Consider the following 22,542-nt stretch of genomic DNA (forward strand, 5'->3'; position numbering starts at 1 on the left):
TCATTATCTGCGATTTTGCATTAATTCCGATGAATTTCAAGTCATATATCAAGCCGCTCCGTCTTCTCAAAATCTCGGCGATCGCCCTTGTCTCAGGTACAGGTCTTGCGGTAGGCGCAATTTATGTCGATGGTAGCCGCAGCACAATTCAGACAGCGGATTATGCAATTGTTTATGGCAATAAAGTTCATATCAGTGGTGTCCCTTCCCAAAGATTGAAAGAACGATTAAATCGGGCGATCACCCTCCATGAAAACGATCAAGTGAAGGGGATTATGGTGAGTGGCGGTTTTGGGAAAGAAGGGCATGATGAGGCGATCGTGATGGGAGCTTATCTTGAGGCAGCAGGTATTCCCAGTGAAGATATTGTGGTGGATTCCCATGGCAACAATACCCATCTAACTGCCGTAAATGCCACAGAAATGTTGGGGACTGATAGCTCTGTCATTGCCGTATCCCAGCTTTATCATCTCTCCCGTGCCAAACTTTCCCTACGCAATAATGGTTTTCAAATAGTCGGTTCTTCCTATCCCGTATTCACTGAGAGGCGCGATATCTATTCTTATTTACGGGAAGTACCAGCTTGGTTCAAATATTGGTTGAAAGGTGATTAGGGACAGGGCGATCGCCAGAGATTTGGGACACTATAGATTCGAAGAATAAAACCAAACAACTTCTAATGCTGTTGCGAAAATTGCACCTATCAAGAAATAATTCCAAAGCGAACTTGTCATCGCGGCTCTAAAAATCCCAAAATACTCAGCTTCCATAATGTAACGAAACATCAACCATTGTCGCATTGGTATCAAGCAAAATATAGAAATTAGTGAGTAACACGAGGATCTAGGATTGCATAGCTTAGATCGGCGATCGCATCTAACTAAAAAGTATATTTAAAATACTCAATATCTTTTTCAAATCTTTGGGCAATTATCCTTCTGGTTTCTTCTGTATATAGTTCCCTATATTTAGAGGCCAGAGAATTAGGATTGCTATTCGCCCTTCTATTCACTAGCTGAATGCGTCCATCTGTGCGTTCTGCTATTTCAGTAATTGCATCATCAAAGTTTTCCAACTTATAAACATAATCCATCAAAAGATTTTCTTCATCATCACATAACCAATCCAATTGGTTTTTATGTAGTGTTGGATGAAAGCAAGTATCACTAGCATAGAAATGTTTCTTACAAAAATCATCGAATGATAATTGTTCACTCATTAACACTCCTTCGCGTCTATGGTAAAGAGAAACAGCTCTTGCCCAAGGGTTTCTAACTGCTGAGAATTTAAAAAAAGTACGGAAAGTTTCATCTGCTCTAATATGCACTTCCTTATTAGTGGGAACCGAGCTAGAGGGAAATGTCCGATTATTTCCTAGTGCTATTTTTAGAAAGTATACATATAGAGAATCGCGTATTTGCAAAATATCAAGATGTGGGTTTTCAACGATTGCTTTTCCCTCTTGTCTTAATTGCTTTCGAACAGACGTTGTCCCAGTTTTAGGTACAGCAATAAAAATTGTTTTCTTCTCAAAATTCACAGCCTCATTGAGAATTAGAGTGTCTATCTCATGTGATTCCACTTTCTCTCCAGAAATCTTTCTTATTACTTTTTGAAACATATTTTATTTTTCCTTATCTAGCTTGTATAGAAGTATAATAAAACAAATTATAGTAGATTTTATTTTTCATTCAAGATACTAGTATCACCTCTTATTTTTCTTGTAAACAAGCTTAATTGACAAACAGGTATACTGGCGGAATTTCAAATTCTATGAACAAGGAGAACTCTATAAAAATATAGATTTCAAAATACGACAAGGAAAAACTTTATTCACAATCTTATGACTTAATCATAAACACGGGGATCTAGGATTTTATAGCTTAGATCGGCGATCGCATTAAAAATCACCACCAACAATGCATAGATAATCGTGATGCCCATAATGACAGGTGTGTCATTGCGATTAATAGATTCGATGAGGAGTGCGCCAATACCAGGAACGCGAAAAATTTGTTCCGTAATTAGTGCGCCAGTAAAAATACTTGGAATATCGATAGCGATGAGTGTGACAACCGGAATCAATGCATTACGGAGAATATGCTTACGAAGAATGGCAAACTCATCTAATCCCTTCGCGTAGGCAGTGCGAACATAGTCCTGTGGTAATTCTTCGAGAATGGCATTTCGAATAAAACGAGTGAGAACTGCCGATTGGTATAGCGCCAGCACCGCGATAGGCATCATAGATTGCTGGATTTGTTGCCAAAAGGTTGAAAAATTTGTAACTTCCAGAGTGCTGTTATATATAAAAGGCAACCATTTAAGCTGCACACTGAAAATGATAATCAGCAATAAACCTGTAAAAAACGTGGGTAAGGAATAACCCAAAAATGCGAAGGTTGTCGCCAATTGATCTAGCAAAGAATTTCGGCGCATCGCAGAGATAATCCCCAGGGGAAAGGCGATCGCCACACTGACGGCATAGGAAATCCCCACCACCCAGAGCGTTGTCGGTAGCCGTTGCAGAATAAGGCTAAAAACAGGACTACGACTGGTAAACGAATAGCCTAAATCTCCTTGCAATAATGCCCAAAGCCATTTCACATAACGAATATAAAATGGCTGATCTAAACCGAGCGATCGCCGAATTGCCTCCCGCACCTCTGGGGTAATCGCCGGATTCGTGGCAAATTCACTCATGGGGTCGCCCGGAGCCAATGCCAAAATCGTAAAAATAACAAAGCTAATAGCCAGCAAAGTAGGGATGGCGATCGCCAGTTTTTTAAAGATGGAACGAATCATTCAGGGGGGTAATGGTAGTCCCAAGTCTCCCTTCATAAGGGAAATTTAGGGGGATCAAATCTTCAGCTTCAAACAGAACCAACACCGGGTTCAATTTGCCATTCCAGCGTATCGCCAATTGCGTCGCCATCATGGTATGCAGCAAGCAGAACTTCACTGGTTTTACCCCAAACAATATTCCCTTCTGCATCAAGAGAAATTGCACCAAGGTCTCGTTTATTTTCGGTCGATTCGTTAATAGACTTTTGCATCGCCTCCGTTAAGGTCATCCCATCGGTCACCCGAATCACAACTTTCGCCGCTAAACATTCATCAATAATGTCTTCCCCAATTCCTGTACAGCTCACACCTGCCGCCGCCGTTGCATAGTTACCCGCAGGCATCGCCGAATCGCTCACCCGACCAATCCGCTCTAACCCTTTACCACCAGTGGAAGTAGACGCTGCAACCTTGCCATCTTTATCTAAAGCGACGACACCAACCGTTCCATGGCGTGCAGAATTTGCCATCTCATCTTCGGCGACGACGCCAGCCATGCTGCTACTGAAATTACCTTTACGCTCATCCATCCACTCATGAAGACGTAAATCAGTGAGAGGATCATGAATCGGCATTTGTAATTCACGCACCATTTCCGCAGCGCCAAGATCTGACAATACACGGTCTGTTTCTGTTTGGAGAACTTTGGCTACCTCAATGGGATTTTTGATGCGGGCAACGTTGATAACACCACTAAATTTTTGAGCTGTGCCATCCATTAGCGAGGCACTCATCCGAATCTGACCGTCGGACTGTAACACCGAACCTGTACCTGCATTAAATCGGGGCTCATCTTCTAAACGTTTTGCACCAAGGATGACAGCATCGACAGCACTACCACCATTTTCGAGGAGAGTGTACACTTCAGCGACAATTTTGTGGAGAGAGTCTCGCACGACTCCTAAACCGCCCTTACCTTTTAGGGAGCTGCCTGCTCCGCCATGAATAATTAGTTTTGGTTGGACGCCCATGCTTTTGACCCCAGTCATAATTGCCAATTTCAGTGTGTAAAGATAGCACGTCCGGCTTTGCTTTGTGGCGAGTGATCAGCGTCGATTCAAATTTTTATGACGTCTTCGTGAAAATGTCCGGCGATCGCCAAAATACTGCGCAGCATGTAGAGAGGAGCGGGGATCTCTTGAAAAATAAAGTTCCATTAGCCTATAAAACTTCACACAATGCATAGTCTAAGGCTGTAAAGTGTGACGTATATTTAATCTTCAGACCTAATTCTCTGATTACGCTGTGACTCATCACCTAGAGTTCCATTCCCAGCCATCTATCTTGACCACCGAAGCTTTGCCCAGTCTGCCAGTCTTCGATATTCCCGTCCATCTCCATAGAGACTATCCTCAATGGCTAACCAATCGCATTCACAATGGTGAAGGAACTCACGTTGTGACGCTCAATGCAGAAATTGCGATGATGACGCAGCAGGATAAGGCGATCGCCCAAGTTATTAAACAAGCCGACCTGATTATTCCCGATGGAGCAGGTGTTGTTTTTTATTTGAAATTTCGGGGTAAAAACCAAGCTCGTTTTCCCGGCATCGAAGTTGCAGAAGCCCTCCTCGCTAGAGCCGCGCAACACAACTGGCAAGTGGTCTTTTTTGGTGGCGCACCAGGCGTTGCGGAAAAAGCTAAACAAAGATGGTTGAGATATCTTCCAGATCTTCAGATCACAACCCATCATGGCTATCTAACGCCAGAAACAGAAGAGCAGTGGAAAGCAGAATTAGAGCGGTTACAACCACAATTAATTTTCACTTGTCTGGGAGTCCCAAAACAAGAATTCTGGATTCGGAGAAATCGTCACCTCTGTCCCGACAGCACATGGATTGGTCTAGGTGGCAGTTTTGATGTTTGGTCTGGTCTCAAACAACGAGCCCCAAAAGTTTGGCAAAACCTCCATCTCGAATGGTTGTACCGTCTTGTCCAAGAGCCTTCTCGCTGGCGACGCATGTTAGCATTACCTCAATTTGTTTGGCGATCGCTCTGGTCTTAGACGAAATCATAAAAAACTAGACAATTAAGCTTGGCGGCGCTGAGCAGTTTGCTTCAATACTTGCACGAGAGCAGGAACTTGAATTGGTTTACTGAGATAGTCTTCCATGCCTGCTTCTTGACAAATCTGGCGATCGCCGGTCATCGCATTTGCTGTCATCGCAATAATTGATGGACAAAGCGCAGTCTGATTCATCGATTGCCAATGTTCTTTGATGAGCTTAGTCGCTTCTAAGCCATCCATTTCAGGCATCTGAATATCCATTAAAATCACATCGTAAGTCTTGATTTTCAGAGCACTCAAGACCTCTAAACCATTCGCCACAACATCAGCAACATATCCCAATCGCTGCAAAACATTGAGCGCAACTTTTTGGTTCACAATATTATCTTCAGCTAACAAAATGCTTAAGGGATAAACTTCACCAAGGCGACTATCAAACGGTGATTGTTTTAGTGGAGTAGCCTTTACGGCTTGGGCTGAGTTAGAAGTTTGCTTAGTAAATAGGTTTACCAGATTGTTGTAGAGATGCGATTGCTTAAAAGGCTGGTATAACGTTGTCCGAAACTTATCCTCAGAATCATGGTCGGTGTGAGACTGTCGTCCACGATTACTTAACAACATCAACGGTAATGTGGGGTGTTGTTCACGGATCTGTTGCACGGCAGAAATCCCCACCGAATCCGCCATGCGCTGAGCGATCAGGACAACGTCAAAAGAAGGTTTTTGCTCTTTTAAATTTTCAAGAACTTCTGGCAAAGATGCGGCAATTTTCGTTTGCACACCAAAATGGGCAAGATGGCTAGCAAGGCTACAGCTGACGAGATTATTAGGATGCAAAATGAGAGCGTTCTTTTGAGGGAGCTGAATTGCTTCAGTTGTTTTTTGTTGTAACTGAATCAATGGTTGTTCAGGGGCGATCGCCAACGGTAGCTGACAATAAAAAATCGTTTGGGCGCGACTAAACTCGTAACCTTCAAGAGAGAGAGGCGACGTAATTTCTGACTTGTCACCAGCAATTTTGCCATTACTTTCCACCCACATTTTGCCACCCATCGCAGTGGTCAGCCGTTGACTAATGACCAACCCTAAACCGGTGCCACCATATTGCCTTGTGGTTGAGGCATCGACCTGACTAAAAGATTGAAATAGACGATCCATGCGTTCTGGCGGAATACCAATCCCCGTATCTAAAACAGCAAACGTCAGCCGTTGTGATCGCCTTGTCCCTAGCTCGCAGGTATTCGCTTGCACAAAAACAACAACTTCTCCTTTCTCAGTAAATTTGACCGCGTTCCCTAAAAGGTTTACCAAAATTTGCCGTAGACGCGTGACATCCCCCATCACCCAAGGAGCAAGGTGGGGATCGAGCACATGGGCAATATTTAAAGATTTCTCATTGGCACGCGACGCCACAATATCCAAACATTCTTCAACGCACTGTCGCACTTGAAAGGGTTGATTTTCTAGCTCAAGTTTGCCAGATTCAATTTTGGAAAAGTCTAAAATATCGTTAATAATCGTCAGAAGATTATTGCCACTGCTACGAATAATCTCGACAAATTCTTTTTGCTGGTTTCTTAAAGGCGTATCCAACAATAATCCAGTCATCCCAATCACCGCATTCATCGGTGTTCGGATTTCGTGGCTCATGGTCGCCAAAAATTCACTCTTCGCGCGGTTCGCTTTTTCTGCTTCTTCTTTAGCGAGTTTAAGCTGATTTTCCGCAGCCACTTGGTCATTAATATCCGTCATCGTGCCAACTATCCGAAATGCTTTCCCTTGGTCATCTCGCAGACATTTAGCCCTGTTATAGACCCAACGATAGTTACCATCACGATGTAAGATTCGGTGGGTTGATTCATAAAATCGCGTGTTGCCAGCAAGATATTCTTTGAGCACAGCTTCGGCAATGGGCAGATCCTCTGGATGAACAAGCTGCGCCCAAGATTCATACAAATGGGGTAAAGGCTCATCTTCGTAACCTACAATATGCATCCATGACAGGGACAAATAAACCTCATTAGATCTTAAATCCCAATCCCAAATGCCGTCATTCGTCGCGGCCATCGCCAACTCATAGCGTTCCTCGCTTAGCCGCAGTTGCTCCTCTACTGACTGACGTTGTTGAATTTGTTCCTGGAGATCCTTCGTGCGGATATCGACTTGTTCCTCTAAACTTGCAGCATTTTGGAGAATAGCCTCAAACTGATGCTGCAAAACATTGAGCATGATCTGAAAATTGTGGCTCAAGTTATCAAATTCAAAAATCTGGCTAGTCGGCAAGATAATTTTTTGATCTTCCTGAAAACTATGCTGCACATCAGTTGTCATGGCACTCAGACGATTCAGCGGCATCCCTAACCATCGGCTTACCCAAAATGCTGTGGCGATCGCCCCCAGGAGCAAGATTAAGACCAGAGATAAACTTCGAATATAGTGAGCCTCTAAATCCTGAATATAGGGCGCAATATCTAAAGTCACCCAAATATCAACTGGCAGTAACATTTCCGGCGGCGAGAAAGACAAAAATCCCACAGATTGAAACCAGCGAGCGATTGCAGGTAATCCCAACTGCACAGGCGGTAGAGATAACGAAACATTCTCTGATAACTGTTCTAAATCCCGCCCCTCTAGCCAAGACCATAACTGCCCAGGCGTCTCTACACCACGAGAATCTGCCAATACCCATTGCAGAGATTGATCCACCACCACAGCCCGTAAGTGAGGAAGTTGCCATCCTTTTAACTCAGTTTGTAAAAAATCATTCAAGAAATTGACATTAATGTCAGCACAAACAGTCCCCTGCTCATTCTGGAGTGACGAACAATAGCTAAAAAAAGGCACTCCATCCTCTAGATGAGTCTCAGCAACTGTCTCCCCAGTTTGTTGTGCTTCCATCAGCTGGAGTTGGTGAGACATCCCAAAACTATCAATGTCTTCAGATGGGGATACGGGTAGATCACGACCCTGTCGCATCACCAATTCTAAATCTTGATCAAAAAACTCTACCTGCTCGACCTCAGGGAAAAAGGTAAGGACACTTTGCATTGATGCGGCCACAGCAGTAGGCTGAATTCCATCTCGCTCGATTAAATCCGAAAGATCATCAAAAAGAATTAAATACTGACTTTCAGCTAGCTGCAATTTCTCATTTAGACCTTGACTAGATTGCCTTAAAACGGTTTCAACATCTTCTCCAATCTTGCTAAACCGTTCCTGACCATAGAGAACCATTTGAGCCAAAATAGGCAACAAAATAAAAGCAATTAAAAGCGTAAATAAAATCTGTTGCAAAGAAGCTTTTTTTTGCCTTTTTTTCTTTAAATATTTCTGTTGAAAAGGGATAAAAGTCAGAATTAAAGAGGCAATTTCGGCATTAAATATTCCATTTACCGCTTGCTTTAAAGCAATCATCAAAGTGCCTTGCCAGCCTATGGGCAAAATCACGCCATAAAAAAATAGGCATAAGGGAAGGCCTAAACACAGCCAATAAATCGTGTTATAGAAAACAATATTTTGATGGTGATTTTTCCAGAAATAGCTAACAAAAAGGATTTCAGCGGTAAAAATCAGAATGGCATAGGGATGATGCCAGAGGATAAAGGTATAAGTACTCGCACATACGCCGACGGCGATCGCCCAGAATGATCCATATAGAGATAAGACAATCCAAACCGCAATAGATCCAAATAAAAAATTGACCCCAAAAAAGAGGTCTAGACTAAAAATATTCCCGCAGTAAGCCACAACAGCGAGAATAAATAACAATAATATTTTTTTTAAAGTATTATCTGCTTTTCCATTATCGGCTATCTGCACACTACTCATTATTCCTTAACTAGATTTCCCTTTTTTTCGTTATACAACAATGTTTTTAGATTTTTCTTGAACTGACGAGATTATTTGACAAAAAAAATACACTTTTCAAGCTTTCAACAACGCTAACATCTACCTCGATAAATCCAGACATTCAATAAGAGATCTATCGTCATCATATACTGTGTCATTTTTCTCAGCCCTGAAGATAAAAAATCAACTTGTGTTTCCTCGATAAAATCAGGGCATACTCTGGTTAATGATCTTTTGCGGGAGAATTGTGAGCATGAAAGCTGGACTTGTAGCAGCAGGCTGTTGGTTAGCTATCGGGATGATCGCGACAGAGGCGCAAGCTCTACCGTGGCAGTCAAATCGCACCACTATTGAAGCACTTGATAATCTTTGTCGAGGCGATCGCCAACTAGAGCAGGTTCGAACAGAATTTGGAGGTAGAGTTTACAATGGCACCATTCAGCTAAATCGAGTCTTTAAAACTACAGGCTGTGAAGCTGGGGATCAGGTGAAAGGTGAATTTAGTGTTGCTGGCACCGGACAAACCCATTGTGAAGGAAACATTTCAATCGCATTTGTCGATGAATATACAGCCAAATTGGAATGGGATATCATCAATGCCAAACATCAGACCGATTGCCCAGTGCGTCACACATTTTGGCAAACTGAAGTGCGTCGCAGTGATGCTCCAGAAGCAAACTCAGGATTGAGTTTTACGGTAGCGACGGTAAGTGAAGCTCCTGCCCGAATTCGCACCGCTCCCAATGGCGCACTCATGTGTTCCGTCGAGCCTGGTCAAAGAGTAAGTATTTTAAGTCAACCCTTTGACGGTTGGTATCGTACGGAAGCTTGCGGAACGGTGGGCTATGTCAATGATGACTATTTAATTTTCTTTGAATAAGCTCTCATTCAACAATGCAGCTTAGTCAATATCCATTTGCCATGGGAAAATCGCATAAACTTGTTTGGGATCATTGAGCGATCGCCACAGTTCTAAACCTTCTTGAAATTTTTGCCATTCTTGGGTGACGACATCATCACCGAGGAAAGCATCCTGATTGCCGAAAAGATTTTCGAGAAGTTCTTCTTCCCAAGTTTGTTGCAATGGATATTCACCAACCGAATAGTCATCCCCCAATTCCGCAACTTTAACCGCATGGGCGATCGCCGCATCTAGACCACCAATTTCATCAACGAGCTTAATATTTTTGGCATCTTCCCCAGACCATACTCGACCCTGGGCAATTTTGTTTACCTCGTCTTTTGTTAATCCTCGCGACTGCGCCACTCTTTCGAGAAAATCATCATAAATATCGTTCACAAACCCTTGGAAAATCGCTAATTCTTTTTCCGTTTTCGGGCGGGAACCAGAGCCCAAGGTCGCTAAATCTCCTGTTTGGACGGTATCCCAGGTAAAGCCGTTATCATTACCGATCTTTTGGATATTTGGCAGTAACCCAAAGACGCCAATCGAACCTGTAATTGTGTTGTTATGGGCAAAAATATAGTCACTTTCGGTCGCAATCCAGTAGCCTCCCGATGCTGCAATGTCGCCCATCGAGACAATCACTGGAATGCCTGCTTCACGAATTAATTTCAATTCCCGCAGAATAATATCTGAGGCGATCGCACTACCACCAGGACTATTAATGCGGAGAACCAAGGCTTTTACTTGGTCGTCAAAACGTAACTGCCGCAATTCCCGCGAGAGAGAATCACCACCAATAGAAGTGGGTGTTCCTTCACCGCCAACAATGCCGCCTTCTGCATAAACGACTGCGACAATATTGTCGGAAAATTCTCCAAAATCTTCCAAAGCAAGCTTATCTCGATAGGCAGTCAGGGAAATTTGCGGTAAATCTTCATCTTCATCCGTCCCTGTAAAGGTTTTGAGCTCAGCAAGAATTTCATCAAAATAAGCTAATCGAGTCACCAGTTCTGCGGATTTTGCGGCCTCTGGCTCGATAATGCCTTGGTTATTAGCAATCGTCTGCAAAGCATTTGCATCGAAGGGGCGATCGCCTGCCGTGGTGTTTTTAAACTCAGACCAGAGATCTCCGAGAAATGCTTGGGTTTGTTCACGATTTTCTGGACTAAACTCCTTCAATGTAAAAGGTTCCACCGCCCCTTTATAGGAACCGACTCGCACCACTTGCACACCAATGCCATATTTTTCTAAGGCTCCTGTCCAAAACATTTGCTCTGCACCAAAGCCATTGATCTCCATCGCACCAATGGGATTTAGCCAAATTTCGTCTGCCAGGGAGGTTAGATAAAATTCCCGCTCGGTGAGATTGACATCATAGGCATAGATTTTTTTTCCCGCTTCTTTAAATGCCTTGAGCGCCTGTCTCACTTCTTTTAGCGTGGCATAGCCATTAAAGCCATCCATACGACCATCAATAAAGAGGCCAGTGATTTTCGCATCCTCCGCCGCTGCTCGAATAGTTTTCGTGACGTCCCGTAGACTCATCACATTAGGAATATCACCGACGAGGACATCTCCCACACTGCTCGATGGCTGGCGATCTTGAATAATTAAACTGCTGTCAAACACCAAAATTGATTCGTCTTCAACATAACTGGTGGAATCTTGGGACGAAAATAATGCAATCAGGGCAACAAATGCCGTAATCGAGAGGGTGGACAGTAGACCAAGGGCAAGCATTGTCCCCAAACAACTACTGAAAATTTGTTTAAAAAAATCTTTCATGCTGACAGGCAAAAAATGAAGATAGGGCAAACGGTAGCAGGCTAGCTCGCAAGTTTCTGCAAGCACCGGGACTGTTGGAGTTGGGCAAAATTTGCATTGCCTGTACAAAACAAGACTGTGGTCAGCTCCGCTATTAACAGTTGTAGCAATTCTTCAAGGGCTTGGGGCGATTCTGTCGCAGCCTTTAAGAAAGGATAGGCAAATCCAGCTAAATCTGCACCGAGGGCGATCGCCTTAGCCGCGTCTAGTCCATTGCGCAAACCACCAGAAGCAATTAGAGGAATTTCTGGATCATAATGGGCAATCCCTGCCACACATTCTGCCGTTGGAATACCCCAGTCGCCAAAGGTTTGACCTAGTTGTCGGAGCATTTTATTTGGCGATCGCTCACTCTCTACTTTTGCCCAAGACGTGCCGCCAGCCCCCGCCACATCAATTGCTGTAATACCAACATCTTGAAGTTTTTGCACCATTTTGACGGAAATACCATTGCCCACTTCCTTTGCAATTACTGGTACTTCAAGCTGACGACAAACCTGCTCAATTTTATTTAGCAGATCTTTAAAGTTAATATCGCCATTGGGCTGAATACATTCTTGGAGAGGATTAATATGCAAAATCAGCGCATCTGCCTCCAACAGATCCACCATGCGACGACATTCCTCAATGCCATAACCATAATTGAGTTGCACGGCACCAACATTGGCAAAGAGTAATGCATCAGGTGCTTTTTGACGGATCGCAAAGGTTTTCGCCACTTCTGGTTTTTCGATAGCTACCCGCTGAGAACCCACGCCCATAGCTAATCGATAAGTTTGAGCCAGTTCTGCAAGACGGAAATTAATCTCCTGTGCCTTTTTCGTACCGCCAGTCATTGAGGAAATCAAAATAGGTGCACCCAACTGCCGATTCAGAAAACAGGTGCGCAAATCCAGCTCAGCCCGATCCAGCTCTGGCAAACAACAATGCTCAAACCGATAACGTTCAAAGCCTGTGGTGTTGCGGCGAAATTGAACATCTTCTTCGAGACAAATGCGGATATGGTCAGCTTTACGAACTTGGGTGTTATCGGTCATTGGGATTGCGAAGGTTGAGCTTAGAGAATTGTACAGAAACCACCTTGCATTCCTGAGGTTCAGTCACCTATTGCAATGTTTAAATCATCTGGGTAATTACGTAAAAATATATCGAATCCTCATAAAAGATCTTGTTATGGCGATCGCCCTTCACAGAAACGATATATCTTTTGCGGGAATCCACCCATGCCATTTTCATGGTCGATATTGGAGAATAAGACTAAGAAAGAAATTGTTGCACCAGATCCCCGGACGTCAAAGATTGAGACGTGTGGGGATTTTTTATATGCTCAGCATTTTTGTATCTTATTTTTCACAAACAAAGACTTAGTTTGCTGACAATTTCTTGTGACTCAAATCACATAATCAATTGATTTAAATTAGAATTTTTCAGGATTTCACTCACGATTTTTATTGATCATAGACATCCGCAATTTGGCGTATGGTCACAGATTTTTCATTGTGTAAATACGATACTATTGGCACAGAAGACAAAGGAAATTTTCGTTCTTTTTTGAGCAGTATCTTTCTATTTTTTTGCCGTAATTTCTTTCTTTTTTCGAGAAAAAACACTTGTGTTGCTGGCTTTTAATCAATCAAAGCTTTGTGCAATCGGGATATATCCGTATCCATACCCCAGAATCTCTCTAGGCGTTTTCACCTAAAACTAAAGATTCAGTGCTTCAGTGCAAAAAATGCATTTATTAATCGTGTTTTTCGGATATCCATCATACTTTTTTGTTCAAATTTACGCCTTTTTACGGTATTCATTTATGGCTTCTCAAACGACCATTAACATAACCACTCATGACCAAGTTAACGCGCCAGAGATGCCAAAACTCCTGGAAGAATCGCTATGTCTTGTAGATTTTGATGAGGCGGATATTCAGGCTTTAGAGGCTTTACTTGATGAGTTAATTATTGGTGACGTGGATTTTAGAGCGCTGGCTTAATGCGATCGCCTATTTTTTATTTCTTTCAAGTAACAATACTCTCGTAATATAGCTATGGCAGAACTATCTTTTAACGGTCTAACTTTTTCCTACGAGCCCATCCCGATTGATCAAGCTGCAAATCTCGTTCAAGCGACGAAAGCAGATAAATCAAAGCAGAGATTGGAGATCAGCAGTGCATTCACGTCCCGAGCTCAAGGTCAGCAAAGCAATGCAGTACAGAGCACAGCGAGCACCAAGCAATAGCTTTAATTGCAACTTTCCCTATGTATGATGCAGACCTTCCAGTGTGGAAGGTCTTTTTTTAGTGAGCTCTATCCGCCAAAATGCGTAGGGATAGGGCGATCGCCAAGGCAACGGCATCTTGATTGTAGTGTTTAAGAAATATAGAAAAAAATGTAAACCCCCTTAGCAATCCGTTATTACAGAAAATAGAGTGTGGGGAAGTTTATGGGTTTTCGTCGTCGTATTTGGAAATATGTCCTGCTTTTTGTGATGACGGTTTCCCTGATTGTGACAGGACTAGCGGGTTGCCAAAATACGACCTCGGTCAATCAGGTACAGGTGACCGATAAGCCTATTGTTTTCCCGCACGTAGACTCATTACCCACACCAGAATTACCGGACTGGATTGAGTCGATTAGTCCGAAGGGAGCCACGGAAAGTTTGGCCCAGATTCGAGTGCTCTTTAAGCATCCCCTCATCCCTGTTGAGCGCATTGATACGCCTCAACAAAAAGAAATTCTCAAAAAATTTCAGGTAATTCCGCCCATCCCTGGGCAATTTCGTTTTCTCACGCCCAAAATGATTGGGTTTCAAGCCGATCAGCCATTACCTAAAGCCACTCGTTTTCAGGTCACGATGCAGGCTGGTTTAGCGGATCTTGAAGCTCACGAACTGACGCAGGATGTGAAGTGGACTTTTGAAACAGAACAAATCAAGTTGTCGGGTCTACCGGGTACGCCAAATCAATTAGATGATAGTTCTGCGCCTTTAGATTTACAGGTTGAAAGTCGTCTTACTAGCAATATTCCTCTCGATCTCGATATTGCTGGCGATCGCCTCCTATTCGTAAACGATGACGATGAAAGTCAGGTTGTTGCTTCAACGCTAAATTTGGAAACGAGTGATGAAGTGACCCAAGGGCAATTTCAGCCGGATCAGGAGCAATGGCATTATCTAGTCAAACCGAAAAAATCGTTAAATAAAGCCTCCCACTATCGGTTTGAAGCGCAACCAGGTTTACGGCCGCTACAGGGAAATTTGCCGCTGGACAAGGCGATCACGTCCCATTTCCAAACCTATGAACCTCTACGCTATGAACGGATGGAATTTTATGGGGAACCCGGTGCAGGAAAAGCATTCGGGCGATTTGAGCAGGGTAGTCCTTATCTCTATTTCAATAATGGTATTAACGCGGATTCGGCGATCGCCAATATTTCGATTAGTCCGAAACCAGTTAAAGACGATGATTTATTTCTGCGAGCTTACAATGGCAGCCATTCGGTAGAAATTAATCCTTGGGTGCTGGAGCCAGCCACAGAATATACAGTGGCCCTCGGCAAAAATTTAGAGGATGAGTTTGGACAAACCCTTGGCACTGCGAAGGAAATTAAATTCAATACAGGCAATGTAGCTGGGGATATTTGGGCGCAACAGAGCTTTCATATTTTTCCCGCTGGCACTGATTTAAGCCTTGATGTCGAAACGATTAATCTGCCTGACCAAAGTTTTGACATTGGCTATCGCACTGTGCAGCCTACCGATTTGGTTTATGCCGAAAATCCCTATCCTGCGGGCAATAGCACAGATCTCGCCCCTGCAAAATCCACTTGGAAAAGTCAGCCAGTGGAGCAAACAAAAAACACCCTTATCAAAACGCCAATTCCCATTCGCGAAAAATTAGGAAAAGATACTGGAATGCTGGCCTATGGGGTAAAAGCAAAAGCTAATCAATATCTCCAAGATGGGAAACAACAGTGGCGATCGCCGGAATTTTACGGCATGGTGCAACTCACTAATTTGGGCGTTTTTGCCCAGTGGTTCCCAGAATCAGGCATTGTACGGGTACATCATCTCGACACAGGAAAAGCCGTTGCCAATGCAGAAATTCAAATTTATCAATCGAAATTAGAGAGTAAAACACGCGGTAATCCCAGCGCTTGTGCCACAGGCAAAACAGACGCTGATGGGAATTTAATTCTTTCTGGCGGCGAATGGCAGCGATGTTTACGAGGTCAGGAATATGGGCCCAAATTATTGGTAGTGGCAAAGGAGAATACTGATTGGGCATTTGTCAGAACCCATGAATATAGCGGCGGTTATGGCTATGGCGTTTATGCAAGCTGGGATACAGGTGAAACCCAAAGTCGTGGCACAATTTTCAGCGATCGCCAACTCTACCAACCTGGCGAAAAAGCTTACTTTACAGGCGTTGCCTATTATCTCAAAAACGGTAAGCTGCGTCGCGATATCAACCAAAGTTACAAAGTGATTGTGAGCGATCCCGAAGGCAAAGAAACGACCCTCGACACCTACCAAACCAATAAATTTGGAACGTTTTCAGTGGAATGGGATGTCCCAGAAAATCAAGATTTAGGCAGTTATTATCTCCGCGCCGAAGCAAGCAATGGCAACAGCATTTATGGCAATTTCCGAGTGGCGGAGTTTCGTCCCCCGAATTTCAAAGTAGATCTCGGGCTTAGTAAAAAGTTTGTCCAGATGGGTGATCGCCTCACTGCGAAAACCACGGGGACTTATCTGTTTGGTGCGCCGGTGAGCAATAGCAAGGTGAATTACTTTGTAACGCGGATGCGGGGCTTTTATCGACCAGATGCGTGGGATGAATTTACCTTTGGGCGGCAATGGCATTGGTCAGAATCAGAGCCATCTATCGGCAGTGACGTGTTGCAAACAGAGAAAAAATTAGATGATGCAGGCCAAGGCTCTCAAGAAATTCAAGTCGATAATGATTTGCCCTATCCCGTCACCTATCGCGTCGAAGCCTCCGTTACCGATGCTGCAAATCTGTCGGTATCCAATACTCAAGTTTTTACTGCTTTACCCAGCGATCGCCTGATTGGTTTAAGCCATGATTTTGTCGCGGCAGCCGAAAAACCTTTTAATACTAGACTGCTAGTCACTGATCCTGAAGGGCAACCCATCTCTGGACAAACGGTCAAAGTTGAACTGCAAAAGGTCAATTACAGTCGCGTCACGCAAATTATTGAAGGCAGTCGCGTCAATCGTCCCCAGGTGGATTATGAAACAGTCGACACCGAAACCGTTAAGTCAACCCTCGAACCGATTACTTTCGATCTCACCTCGCCCGACAGTGGTTCCTACCGCATCCATGCACTAATCAAAGGTCAGGAGGAAGCTGCGGCAACAGATAGTTTTATTTGGGTGAGTGGCGGCGATTGGTTTAGTTGGGGCGATCGCTTCGACAATAACCGTATTGAGGTGACCCTCGATAAAAAGAATTACGGCATTGGCGACACTGCAACGGCTTTAATTCAGTCTCCTTATCAAAAAGCCGAATTATATTTTTCTGTGATTCGCCACGGTGTAATTTATGAAACGAAGCAAACCGTCTCCGGGGCAGCGCCGACGGTGAATTTTACAGTGACGTCCGATATGATGCCCAATGCAGCGGTGGAAGCGGTGTTGGTACGGCAAGGAGAATCCCTCGAAGAAGCACGCAAAAATGGTGTTGATAAGCTGATGAAAATTGGCTTTACGGATTTTAAAACTGACCTCAAAACGAAAGAGTTAACCGTTGACGTTAAGCCTCAACAGGAGAAAATCACACCTGGAGCAGAGCAAACATTACAGCTCGAACTCAAAGATCAGCAGGGTCAAGCTGTTGCGGGACAAGTGACAGTGATGGTGGTGAACGATGCCATTTTGCAACTCAATGGTTACCGTCCGCCAAATCTGCTCGACGAGGTTTATCGCTATCAACCGATTACCACTCGTTGGGCTGATAATCGTCCGAATGTCAGCATTGCCCCCCTCGATAAATCTGAGCAAAAAGGCTGGGGTTATGGCGGTGGTGCATCATCAGCTTTAGCCAATACACGCACTCGCACAGATTTTCGGGCGATCGCCTATTACAACGGTTCAGTGCTAACGAATGCTCAGGGTTTAGCCGAAGTGAAATTTACGCTGCCGGACGACCTGACCACATGGCGAGTTTTGGCGGTAGCGACTGATGAACAAACCCGTTTTGGTAATGCCGAAGCCGATTTCATTGCCACTCAACCACTTCTCACGAATCCTGTGTTGCCACAATTTGCGCGGGTGGGCGATCGCCTCGAAGGAGGTGTATTAGTCACGAATACAACGGGTAGCAAAGGTAAGGTGCAAATCCAAGCGGAAGTGAATGGTGCGATGGAATTTGCGAAGGGTCGCAAGCAACGTCAAACTCTCAAAGAAGATATCGGCAATAACTCTGAAGCCTTTAGAATTTCGGTCGTTGCCACGAAAGCTGGCACTGCCACTTTTAAATTCACCACCCAAAAAGGTCGAGATGCCGATGCTTTTGAAGTGCCCCTTGAAGTGAAGCAGCTTTCTGTCAGAGAACAGGCGATCACCACAGGAATTTTGACGGAAGACAAAGCGATCATCCCACTAAAGATTGACGGTGATATGGTGCGTGATCAAGGGGGATTAACCTTGACTTTGGCGAGTACCTTAATTCCTGAATTGACCGCACCCGCCCGCCAAACCTTTTATAACGATGATTTCCCATTCCTCGAACCTACCGCGAGCCGTCTTACCATCGCCGCAAATATTGCCATTTTGAAAGAACGTTATGGTCAAACTTTTGAAAACTTTGATATCAAAACGGAAGCAAAGCAAGCTCTGGAGGATTTAGCGCAGTTGCAATTGCCCAGCGGTGGATTTGCGTCTTTCCCTGGTGATGAAACACCAGATCCCTATGTCAATCCCTATGCTGCTGAGGCGATTGCCCTTGCCGAACAAGCGAAGCTCAGCGTACCAGCGGATATGGTCAATCGTTTGCAAACCTACCTCGACCAAACGTTGGCTAACCCAACCCAATTTAGCGTTTGCGAATCCACAAGTTGCAAAGACACTGTTCGTCTGGGGAACTTGGTTGCACTAGATCAGTTTAAAAACGTGCGGGGTGATTTTGCGTCAGACTTGTATGATGCTCGCGAGGAATTTGATACCGTCGGCAAAATTAAACTGGCTCGTCATTTAGCGAAACTCCCCGATTGGCAAACCCAAGCTCAGGCGATCGCCACCGATGTGGGTGAACTAATTTATCAAACTGGACGCACTGCCCAAATTAATTTGCCCCAACGCTGGTACTGGTATCACTCCAATACCACCGCCCAAGCCCAAGCCCTGCAACTCTTTGTCGAACTCAGCGAAACTCCAGAGACCGTCAGTCAAGTCTTACAAGGATTACTCGACCAACGGCGCGATGGCACATGGCAGACTAGCTATGATAATGCCCAAGCTCTGACGGCCCTAACCCGCTATAGCAATACTGAAAGCACCCCGCCAAACCTCGATAGCACGGTTAAACTTGACCGCAAAAAGCTGGCTGACTTTGAATTCTGGGGCTACACACAACCCAGTGCCACTCTCAATGTGCCGATGGAAGATCTCCCGAAGGGCGATCGCCAACTGATTATCAAGAAAGAAGGCGATGGCAAACTCCATTACCTGAGCGAATTTGAGTATCGGCTCACAGGAAACCAACCGGGCAAACTTAATGGTATGCGCATTACCCGCAATATCCGACTTGCCAATAAAACAGAAGTGATTCGTAAATATGGACTCTACGATCTCAAGGAACCTTTCACCGTGGGTGCTGGCGAAGTCTTCGATATTGGTCTCGAAATTATCACTGATCACCCTGTTGACCATGTGTTGATTAGTGATCCTCTACCCGCCGGATTTGAGGCTATTAATACCGATTTCCAAACTGCCACCACCTATTACCAACCTCAACAAGACAGTTGGCAACTTGATTATCAAAAAATCTACAAAGATAAAGTCATAGCTTATGGCGATCGCCTAGATGCTGGCGTTTATAACCTGCACTATCTTGTGAGAGCCGTGACACCTGGCAACTTCGACTATCCTGGCGCCGAAGTCTCCCTCCAGTACAACCCCGAAACTTTCGGACGTAGTACATCCTCCCAACTTCAAGTCAAATAACAAAAAAAGTCCCCCTTTCATAAGGAGGATTTAGGGGGATCAATATTTATTTTTGAATCATCTTTCGTTTTTAGACGACAATGTTGAGCTTTTTCAGAGCAGACTCAACCCGTCCATCAGCATCAGCCTGTAGCTCATCAAACTGCTCAATTACCTCACCAGGGAATTTTTCGAGAGCCTTGAGAGAAAGAGAAATACGCTTCGAACTCTCCTCAACATCAGTAATGAGAACGCGAACTTCCTGACCAACCTGAAACAAGTCCTCAAGCTGAGGGACCTGCTTATCACTGATTTGACTACGGTGTAGTAATCCAGTCATGCCATCTAGTTCGACAAACACACCGTAAGGCTTAATGTTGGCAATCTTACCTGTGACCAATGCCCCAATCGACAGCTTCCGCATAATTTCTACTTGGGCAGCATGGCGTTGAGAAAGCACTAATTTACGTCGTTCTTGATCAAGCTCAAGAAAATTGACGGTCAGCACCTGACCCATCAGCGCTTCAACATTTTTATCCACGAGGTGAGAGTTTGGCACAAAACCTCGTAATCCTTTCACATCGCCAGTGACGCCACCACGGTTACTGCCGGTAATCCTAATTTGCACAGAGCTTCCAGATTCAGCGGCCTGTGCTAACTCTTCCCAAATACGTTTTTCTTCGAGCTTACGGCGGGAGAGAGTAACCTGACCATCAGCGTTTTGTTCACGAATAATCAAAAATTCTCTTTCTTCACCCATAGGCAAAACTTCTTGAAGATCCGTTTCTCCAGCAAGGAGTGCTTCTCCAGTGGGGACAAAGCCAGGAGATTTCCCTTTAATGTCAATAAATACGCCGTCTGAAGTTTGCTCAACTACTTTCCCTTTAACAGTTTGCCCTTGCTCGAAGTGATATTCATGCTCACCGAGGGCATCTGCGAAATCGTCCATTGAGAAAGCAATTGAAGGATTATCTGAAGTCATTGCTGGATTAAGCTGTGCGAAATTTTTGATATGAATAGGCTTAATCCTATCGTACTCCGCAGCTTTTATTGTCTGCCTAGAGGGGAATTAACCTATGGAAAGATTTTTGTGGAATGGGTAATATAATCAGGCACTTATTGGGTATGAAGTTTTAAGCGTTCAAGGAAGTTTGGATCATCTCTCAGCATTTGATTAAAGGTCGCGATATCGACAGGCGGACTAAATAAATAGCCTTGAATTTCATTACAGTGATGGGCTTTTAGGAATTCAAATTCGGCTGCGCTCTCAACGCCCTCAGCAACAGTCGTTAACTCTAGCTGTTTTGCCATCATAATAATGTGTTTAACGATGGTGGAGTTGGTCACATTCCGCATGATATTTCGGACAAAGCAACGGTCGATTTTAAGAATGTCAAAGGGGAAATTTTGGAGATAGCTTAGGGAAGAATAGCCTGTGCCAAAGTCATCAATTGCAATGGGAAAGCCTTGGTCTTTTAGGGACTGGAGATTGGCGATCGCCAGTTCGACGTCAGAGATCAAAATCGTTTCAGTGACTTCCAGCTCGATTTGATTTGCAGAGATATGATAACAGTCTAAAATCTCGGCCAAATTATGCGCGAGATTTGGTTGGTAAAATTGCCGTCCCGATAGATTAATCGCTAAACGAATTGGCGGTAGATCCTGTTCATGCCATTGTTGCAATTGGCGACAAGCTGCTTCAAAAACCCATTGACCAATCCCACTAATCAAACCATTTTTTTCAGCGAGGGGAATAAAGTTTACGGGTGGCACTAGGCCAAACTCTGGATGTTGCCAACGAATTAATGCTTCGGCACCCAGTATTTTCCCTGTATTCGTATCAACTTTTGGTTGATAGTATAAAACGAGTTGCTCACGGTGGAGTGCCTCATATAAATCTGTATCCAGCAGGAGCTTTGAGGATTTGCCACGCTGTTTATCTTCTGGACGGTGGATATAGTAATTCTGCTTACCTTGATTTCGGGCAATATCCATCGCCTCCTTCGCCTGATTGAGATAGCGATCAAAGTTATATTCTGCTTGGGGCATTGTCACTATACCGACATGCCAATTAATCAAAATTTTTCGCGACTCTACCGTAATGGGCTGGGTAAATGCCTGTAGAATTTGGTTCACGATAGCGCTCAGATCCGCAGGCTGGGCATTACGAGTGGGCGGAGAAATGAGCACAAAATCTGTGTAATTAATGCAGGCTAAATAATCCGTTTCGGAGATGGTTCCCACTAAATAGCGCACAATATTTTTCAACACTGTATTGCCGAAATGATAGCCATACAGTTCATTAATACGTTCAAATCGATCAACGCTTAAATAAAAGATTGGCACAACCCATGCATCGTCAGAATCTTGAGTCACATGGTCTAAATTTTCTTGCTGCCACTGTTTTAGTAGGCGATTGAGATCATCACGGAGGGCTAGCTGATTCGGAAGCTGGGTAATCGGATCATGGGTAACCGTATAGTTAATACTTTTGCTGTTGCCCTGCTGTTTTTGTCGAAAATGGGTGCGCCATAGCCGATGTTTGCGGAGACGAGCTTGGATCGCATCGAGTAATTCTTCAGTGGTAAAGGGTTTCGTTAGGTAATCATCTGCGCCGAGGTTCATGCCCTGACGAATATTGTCTTTTGTGCCAAGGGCAGTCAGAAAAAGGAAGGGAATTGTTTCAGTTTTGGGATCAGATTGGAGACTATTGAGGATGCCATAGCCATCGATCCCTGGCAACATAATGTCGCACACGATCAAGGCTGGGGGAGTGGCGATCGCCACAGCTAATCCAAGCTCACCATTTTCAGCTTCAAGAACGTCATAATCCTCAGCCAATAACAATGTCACAATCAGTTCACGAATAGAATCATCATCTTCTATGACCAAAACAGTAGGCTGCTGATTGTCTTGGGTGGGCAAAGATGAGTTCTCCATCGGGACT

14 protein-coding genes are annotated in these 22,542 nt (G+C 44.2%); 6 read left to right on the plus strand and 8 right to left on the minus strand.

The window, feature by feature from the left end; genetic code table 11:
- Positions 1 to 29 precede the first annotated feature (29 nt).
- Positions 30 to 614, plus strand: a complete 585-nt coding sequence (locus LEPTO7376_RS01450) for a YdcF family protein (protein ID WP_015132521.1) — start codon at positions 30 to 32, stop codon at positions 612 to 614.
- 266 nt (positions 615 to 880) lie between these two features.
- On the opposite strand, the gene LEPTO7376_RS01455 is transcribed toward LEPTO7376_RS01450, so the two are convergent.
- From LEPTO7376_RS01455 to LEPTO7376_RS01465, 3 genes are all read right to left on the minus strand, one after another.
- Positions 881 to 1,621 (minus strand): sulfotransferase family 2 domain-containing protein, encoded by a 741-nt coding sequence (locus LEPTO7376_RS01455; protein WP_015132522.1) that lies wholly within the window; start codon positions 1,619 to 1,621, stop codon positions 881 to 883.
- 227 nt (positions 1,622 to 1,848) lie between these two features.
- Entirely contained in the window at positions 1,849 to 2,805 is a 957-nt protein-coding gene (locus LEPTO7376_RS01460; protein WP_015132523.1) for an ABC transporter permease, read from the minus strand.
- A gap of 68 nt (positions 2,806 to 2,873) precedes the next feature.
- Entirely contained in the window at positions 2,874 to 3,833 is a 960-nt protein-coding gene (locus LEPTO7376_RS01465) for an isoaspartyl peptidase/L-asparaginase (RefSeq protein WP_015132524.1), read from the minus strand.
- 256 nt (positions 3,834 to 4,089) lie between these two features.
- Between LEPTO7376_RS01465 and LEPTO7376_RS01470 the strand changes: the two genes are divergently transcribed.
- Positions 4,090 to 4,848, plus strand: coding sequence for a WecB/TagA/CpsF family glycosyltransferase (locus tag LEPTO7376_RS01470; protein WP_015132525.1), 759 nt, complete (start codon positions 4,090 to 4,092; stop codon positions 4,846 to 4,848).
- 24 nt (positions 4,849 to 4,872) lie between these two features.
- Here LEPTO7376_RS01470 and LEPTO7376_RS01475 read toward each other — a convergent pair whose 3' ends face one another.
- Positions 4,873 to 8,679: a PAS domain-containing hybrid sensor histidine kinase/response regulator gene (locus LEPTO7376_RS01475; RefSeq protein ID WP_015132526.1), complete on the minus strand. Its 3,807-nt coding sequence runs from the start codon at positions 8,677 to 8,679 to the stop codon at positions 4,873 to 4,875.
- A 274-nt stretch (positions 8,680 to 8,953) separates the two neighbouring features.
- On the opposite strand from LEPTO7376_RS01475, the gene LEPTO7376_RS01480 reads away from it, so the two are divergent.
- Positions 8,954 to 9,580 (plus strand): SH3 domain-containing protein, encoded by a 627-nt coding sequence (locus tag LEPTO7376_RS01480; protein WP_015132527.1) that lies wholly within the window; start codon positions 8,954 to 8,956, stop codon positions 9,578 to 9,580.
- Positions 9,581 to 9,601: 21 nt separating this feature from the next.
- Here LEPTO7376_RS01480 and sppA read toward each other — a convergent pair whose 3' ends face one another.
- Both sppA and fni read right to left on the minus strand, forming a co-directional pair.
- Positions 9,602 to 11,392: a signal peptide peptidase SppA gene (gene sppA / locus LEPTO7376_RS01485; RefSeq protein WP_015132528.1), complete on the minus strand. Its 1,791-nt coding sequence runs from the start codon at positions 11,390 to 11,392 to the stop codon at positions 9,602 to 9,604.
- Positions 11,393 to 11,433: 41 nt separating this feature from the next.
- Complete coding sequence (gene fni / locus LEPTO7376_RS01490; protein WP_015132529.1) at positions 11,434 to 12,468, minus strand: type 2 isopentenyl-diphosphate Delta-isomerase; 1,035 nt, start codon at positions 12,466 to 12,468, stop codon at positions 11,434 to 11,436.
- 773 nt (positions 12,469 to 13,241) lie between these two features.
- On the opposite strand from fni, the gene LEPTO7376_RS01495 reads away from it, so the two are divergent.
- The 3 genes from LEPTO7376_RS01495 to LEPTO7376_RS01505 all read left to right on the plus strand — a co-directional run bounded on the left by LEPTO7376_RS01495 (position 13,242) and on the right by LEPTO7376_RS01505 (position 19,616).
- Positions 13,242 to 13,421 carry a hypothetical protein gene (locus tag LEPTO7376_RS01495; protein ID WP_015132530.1) on the plus strand — a complete coding sequence of 60 codons (180 nt, stop codon included), beginning with the start codon at positions 13,242 to 13,244 and terminating at the stop codon, positions 13,419 to 13,421.
- 54 nt (positions 13,422 to 13,475) lie between these two features.
- On the plus strand, positions 13,476 to 13,667 hold the full coding sequence (locus LEPTO7376_RS01500) for a hypothetical protein (RefSeq protein ID WP_015132531.1): 192 nt from the start codon (positions 13,476 to 13,478) through the stop codon (positions 13,665 to 13,667).
- Between the two features lie 204 nt (positions 13,668 to 13,871).
- Positions 13,872 to 19,616: an alpha-2-macroglobulin gene (locus LEPTO7376_RS01505; protein WP_015132532.1), complete on the plus strand. Its 5,745-nt coding sequence runs from the start codon at positions 13,872 to 13,874 to the stop codon at positions 19,614 to 19,616.
- 70 nt (positions 19,617 to 19,686) lie between these two features.
- Here LEPTO7376_RS01505 and LEPTO7376_RS01510 read toward each other — a convergent pair whose 3' ends face one another.
- Entirely contained in the window at positions 19,687 to 20,577 is an 891-nt protein-coding gene (locus LEPTO7376_RS01510) for a S1 RNA-binding domain-containing protein (RefSeq protein WP_015132533.1), read from the minus strand.
- Between the two features lie 134 nt (positions 20,578 to 20,711).
- On the minus strand, positions 20,712 to 22,535 hold the full coding sequence (locus tag LEPTO7376_RS01515; RefSeq protein ID WP_015132534.1) for a bifunctional diguanylate cyclase/phosphodiesterase: 1,824 nt from the start codon (positions 22,533 to 22,535) through the stop codon (positions 20,712 to 20,714).
- Between the last annotated feature and the right edge of the window lie 7 nt (positions 22,536 to 22,542).

It is taken from the genome of [Leptolyngbya] sp. PCC 7376 (assembly GCF_000316605.1).
Lineage (GTDB): Bacteria > Cyanobacteriota > Cyanobacteriia > Cyanobacteriales > MRBY01 > MRBY01.

Excerpts from the sequence above, each read along its gene's own strand:
- LEPTO7376_RS01450 (WP_015132521.1), top strand. The coding sequence starts at position 30 with ATGAATTTCAAGTCATATATCAAGCCGCTCCGTCTTCTCAAAATCTCG.
- LEPTO7376_RS01455 (WP_015132522.1), bottom strand. The coding sequence starts at position 1,621 with ATGTTTCAAAAAGTAATAAGAAAGATTTCTGGAGAGAAAGTGGAATCA.
- LEPTO7376_RS01460 (WP_015132523.1), bottom strand. The coding sequence starts at position 2,805 with ATGATTCGTTCCATCTTTAAAAAACTGGCGATCGCCATCCCTACTTTG.
- LEPTO7376_RS01465 (WP_015132524.1), bottom strand. The coding sequence starts at position 3,833 with ATGACTGGGGTCAAAAGCATGGGCGTCCAACCAAAACTAATTATTCAT.
- LEPTO7376_RS01475 (WP_015132526.1), bottom strand. The coding sequence starts at position 8,679 with ATGAGTAGTGTGCAGATAGCCGATAATGGAAAAGCAGATAATACTTTA.
- LEPTO7376_RS01480 (WP_015132527.1), top strand. The coding sequence starts at position 8,954 with ATGAAAGCTGGACTTGTAGCAGCAGGCTGTTGGTTAGCTATCGGGATG.
- sppA (WP_015132528.1), bottom strand. The coding sequence starts at position 11,392 with ATGAAAGATTTTTTTAAACAAATTTTCAGTAGTTGTTTGGGGACAATG.
- fni (WP_015132529.1), bottom strand. The coding sequence starts at position 12,468 with ATGACCGATAACACCCAAGTTCGTAAAGCTGACCATATCCGCATTTGT.
- LEPTO7376_RS01495 (WP_015132530.1), top strand. The coding sequence starts at position 13,242 with ATGGCTTCTCAAACGACCATTAACATAACCACTCATGACCAAGTTAAC.
- LEPTO7376_RS01500 (WP_015132531.1), top strand. The coding sequence starts at position 13,476 with ATGGCAGAACTATCTTTTAACGGTCTAACTTTTTCCTACGAGCCCATC.
- LEPTO7376_RS01505 (WP_015132532.1), top strand. The coding sequence starts at position 13,872 with ATGGGTTTTCGTCGTCGTATTTGGAAATATGTCCTGCTTTTTGTGATG.
- LEPTO7376_RS01510 (WP_015132533.1), bottom strand. The coding sequence starts at position 20,577 with ATGACTTCAGATAATCCTTCAATTGCTTTCTCAATGGACGATTTCGCA.
- LEPTO7376_RS01515 (WP_015132534.1), bottom strand. The coding sequence starts at position 22,535 with ATGGAGAACTCATCTTTGCCCACCCAAGACAATCAGCAGCCTACTGTT.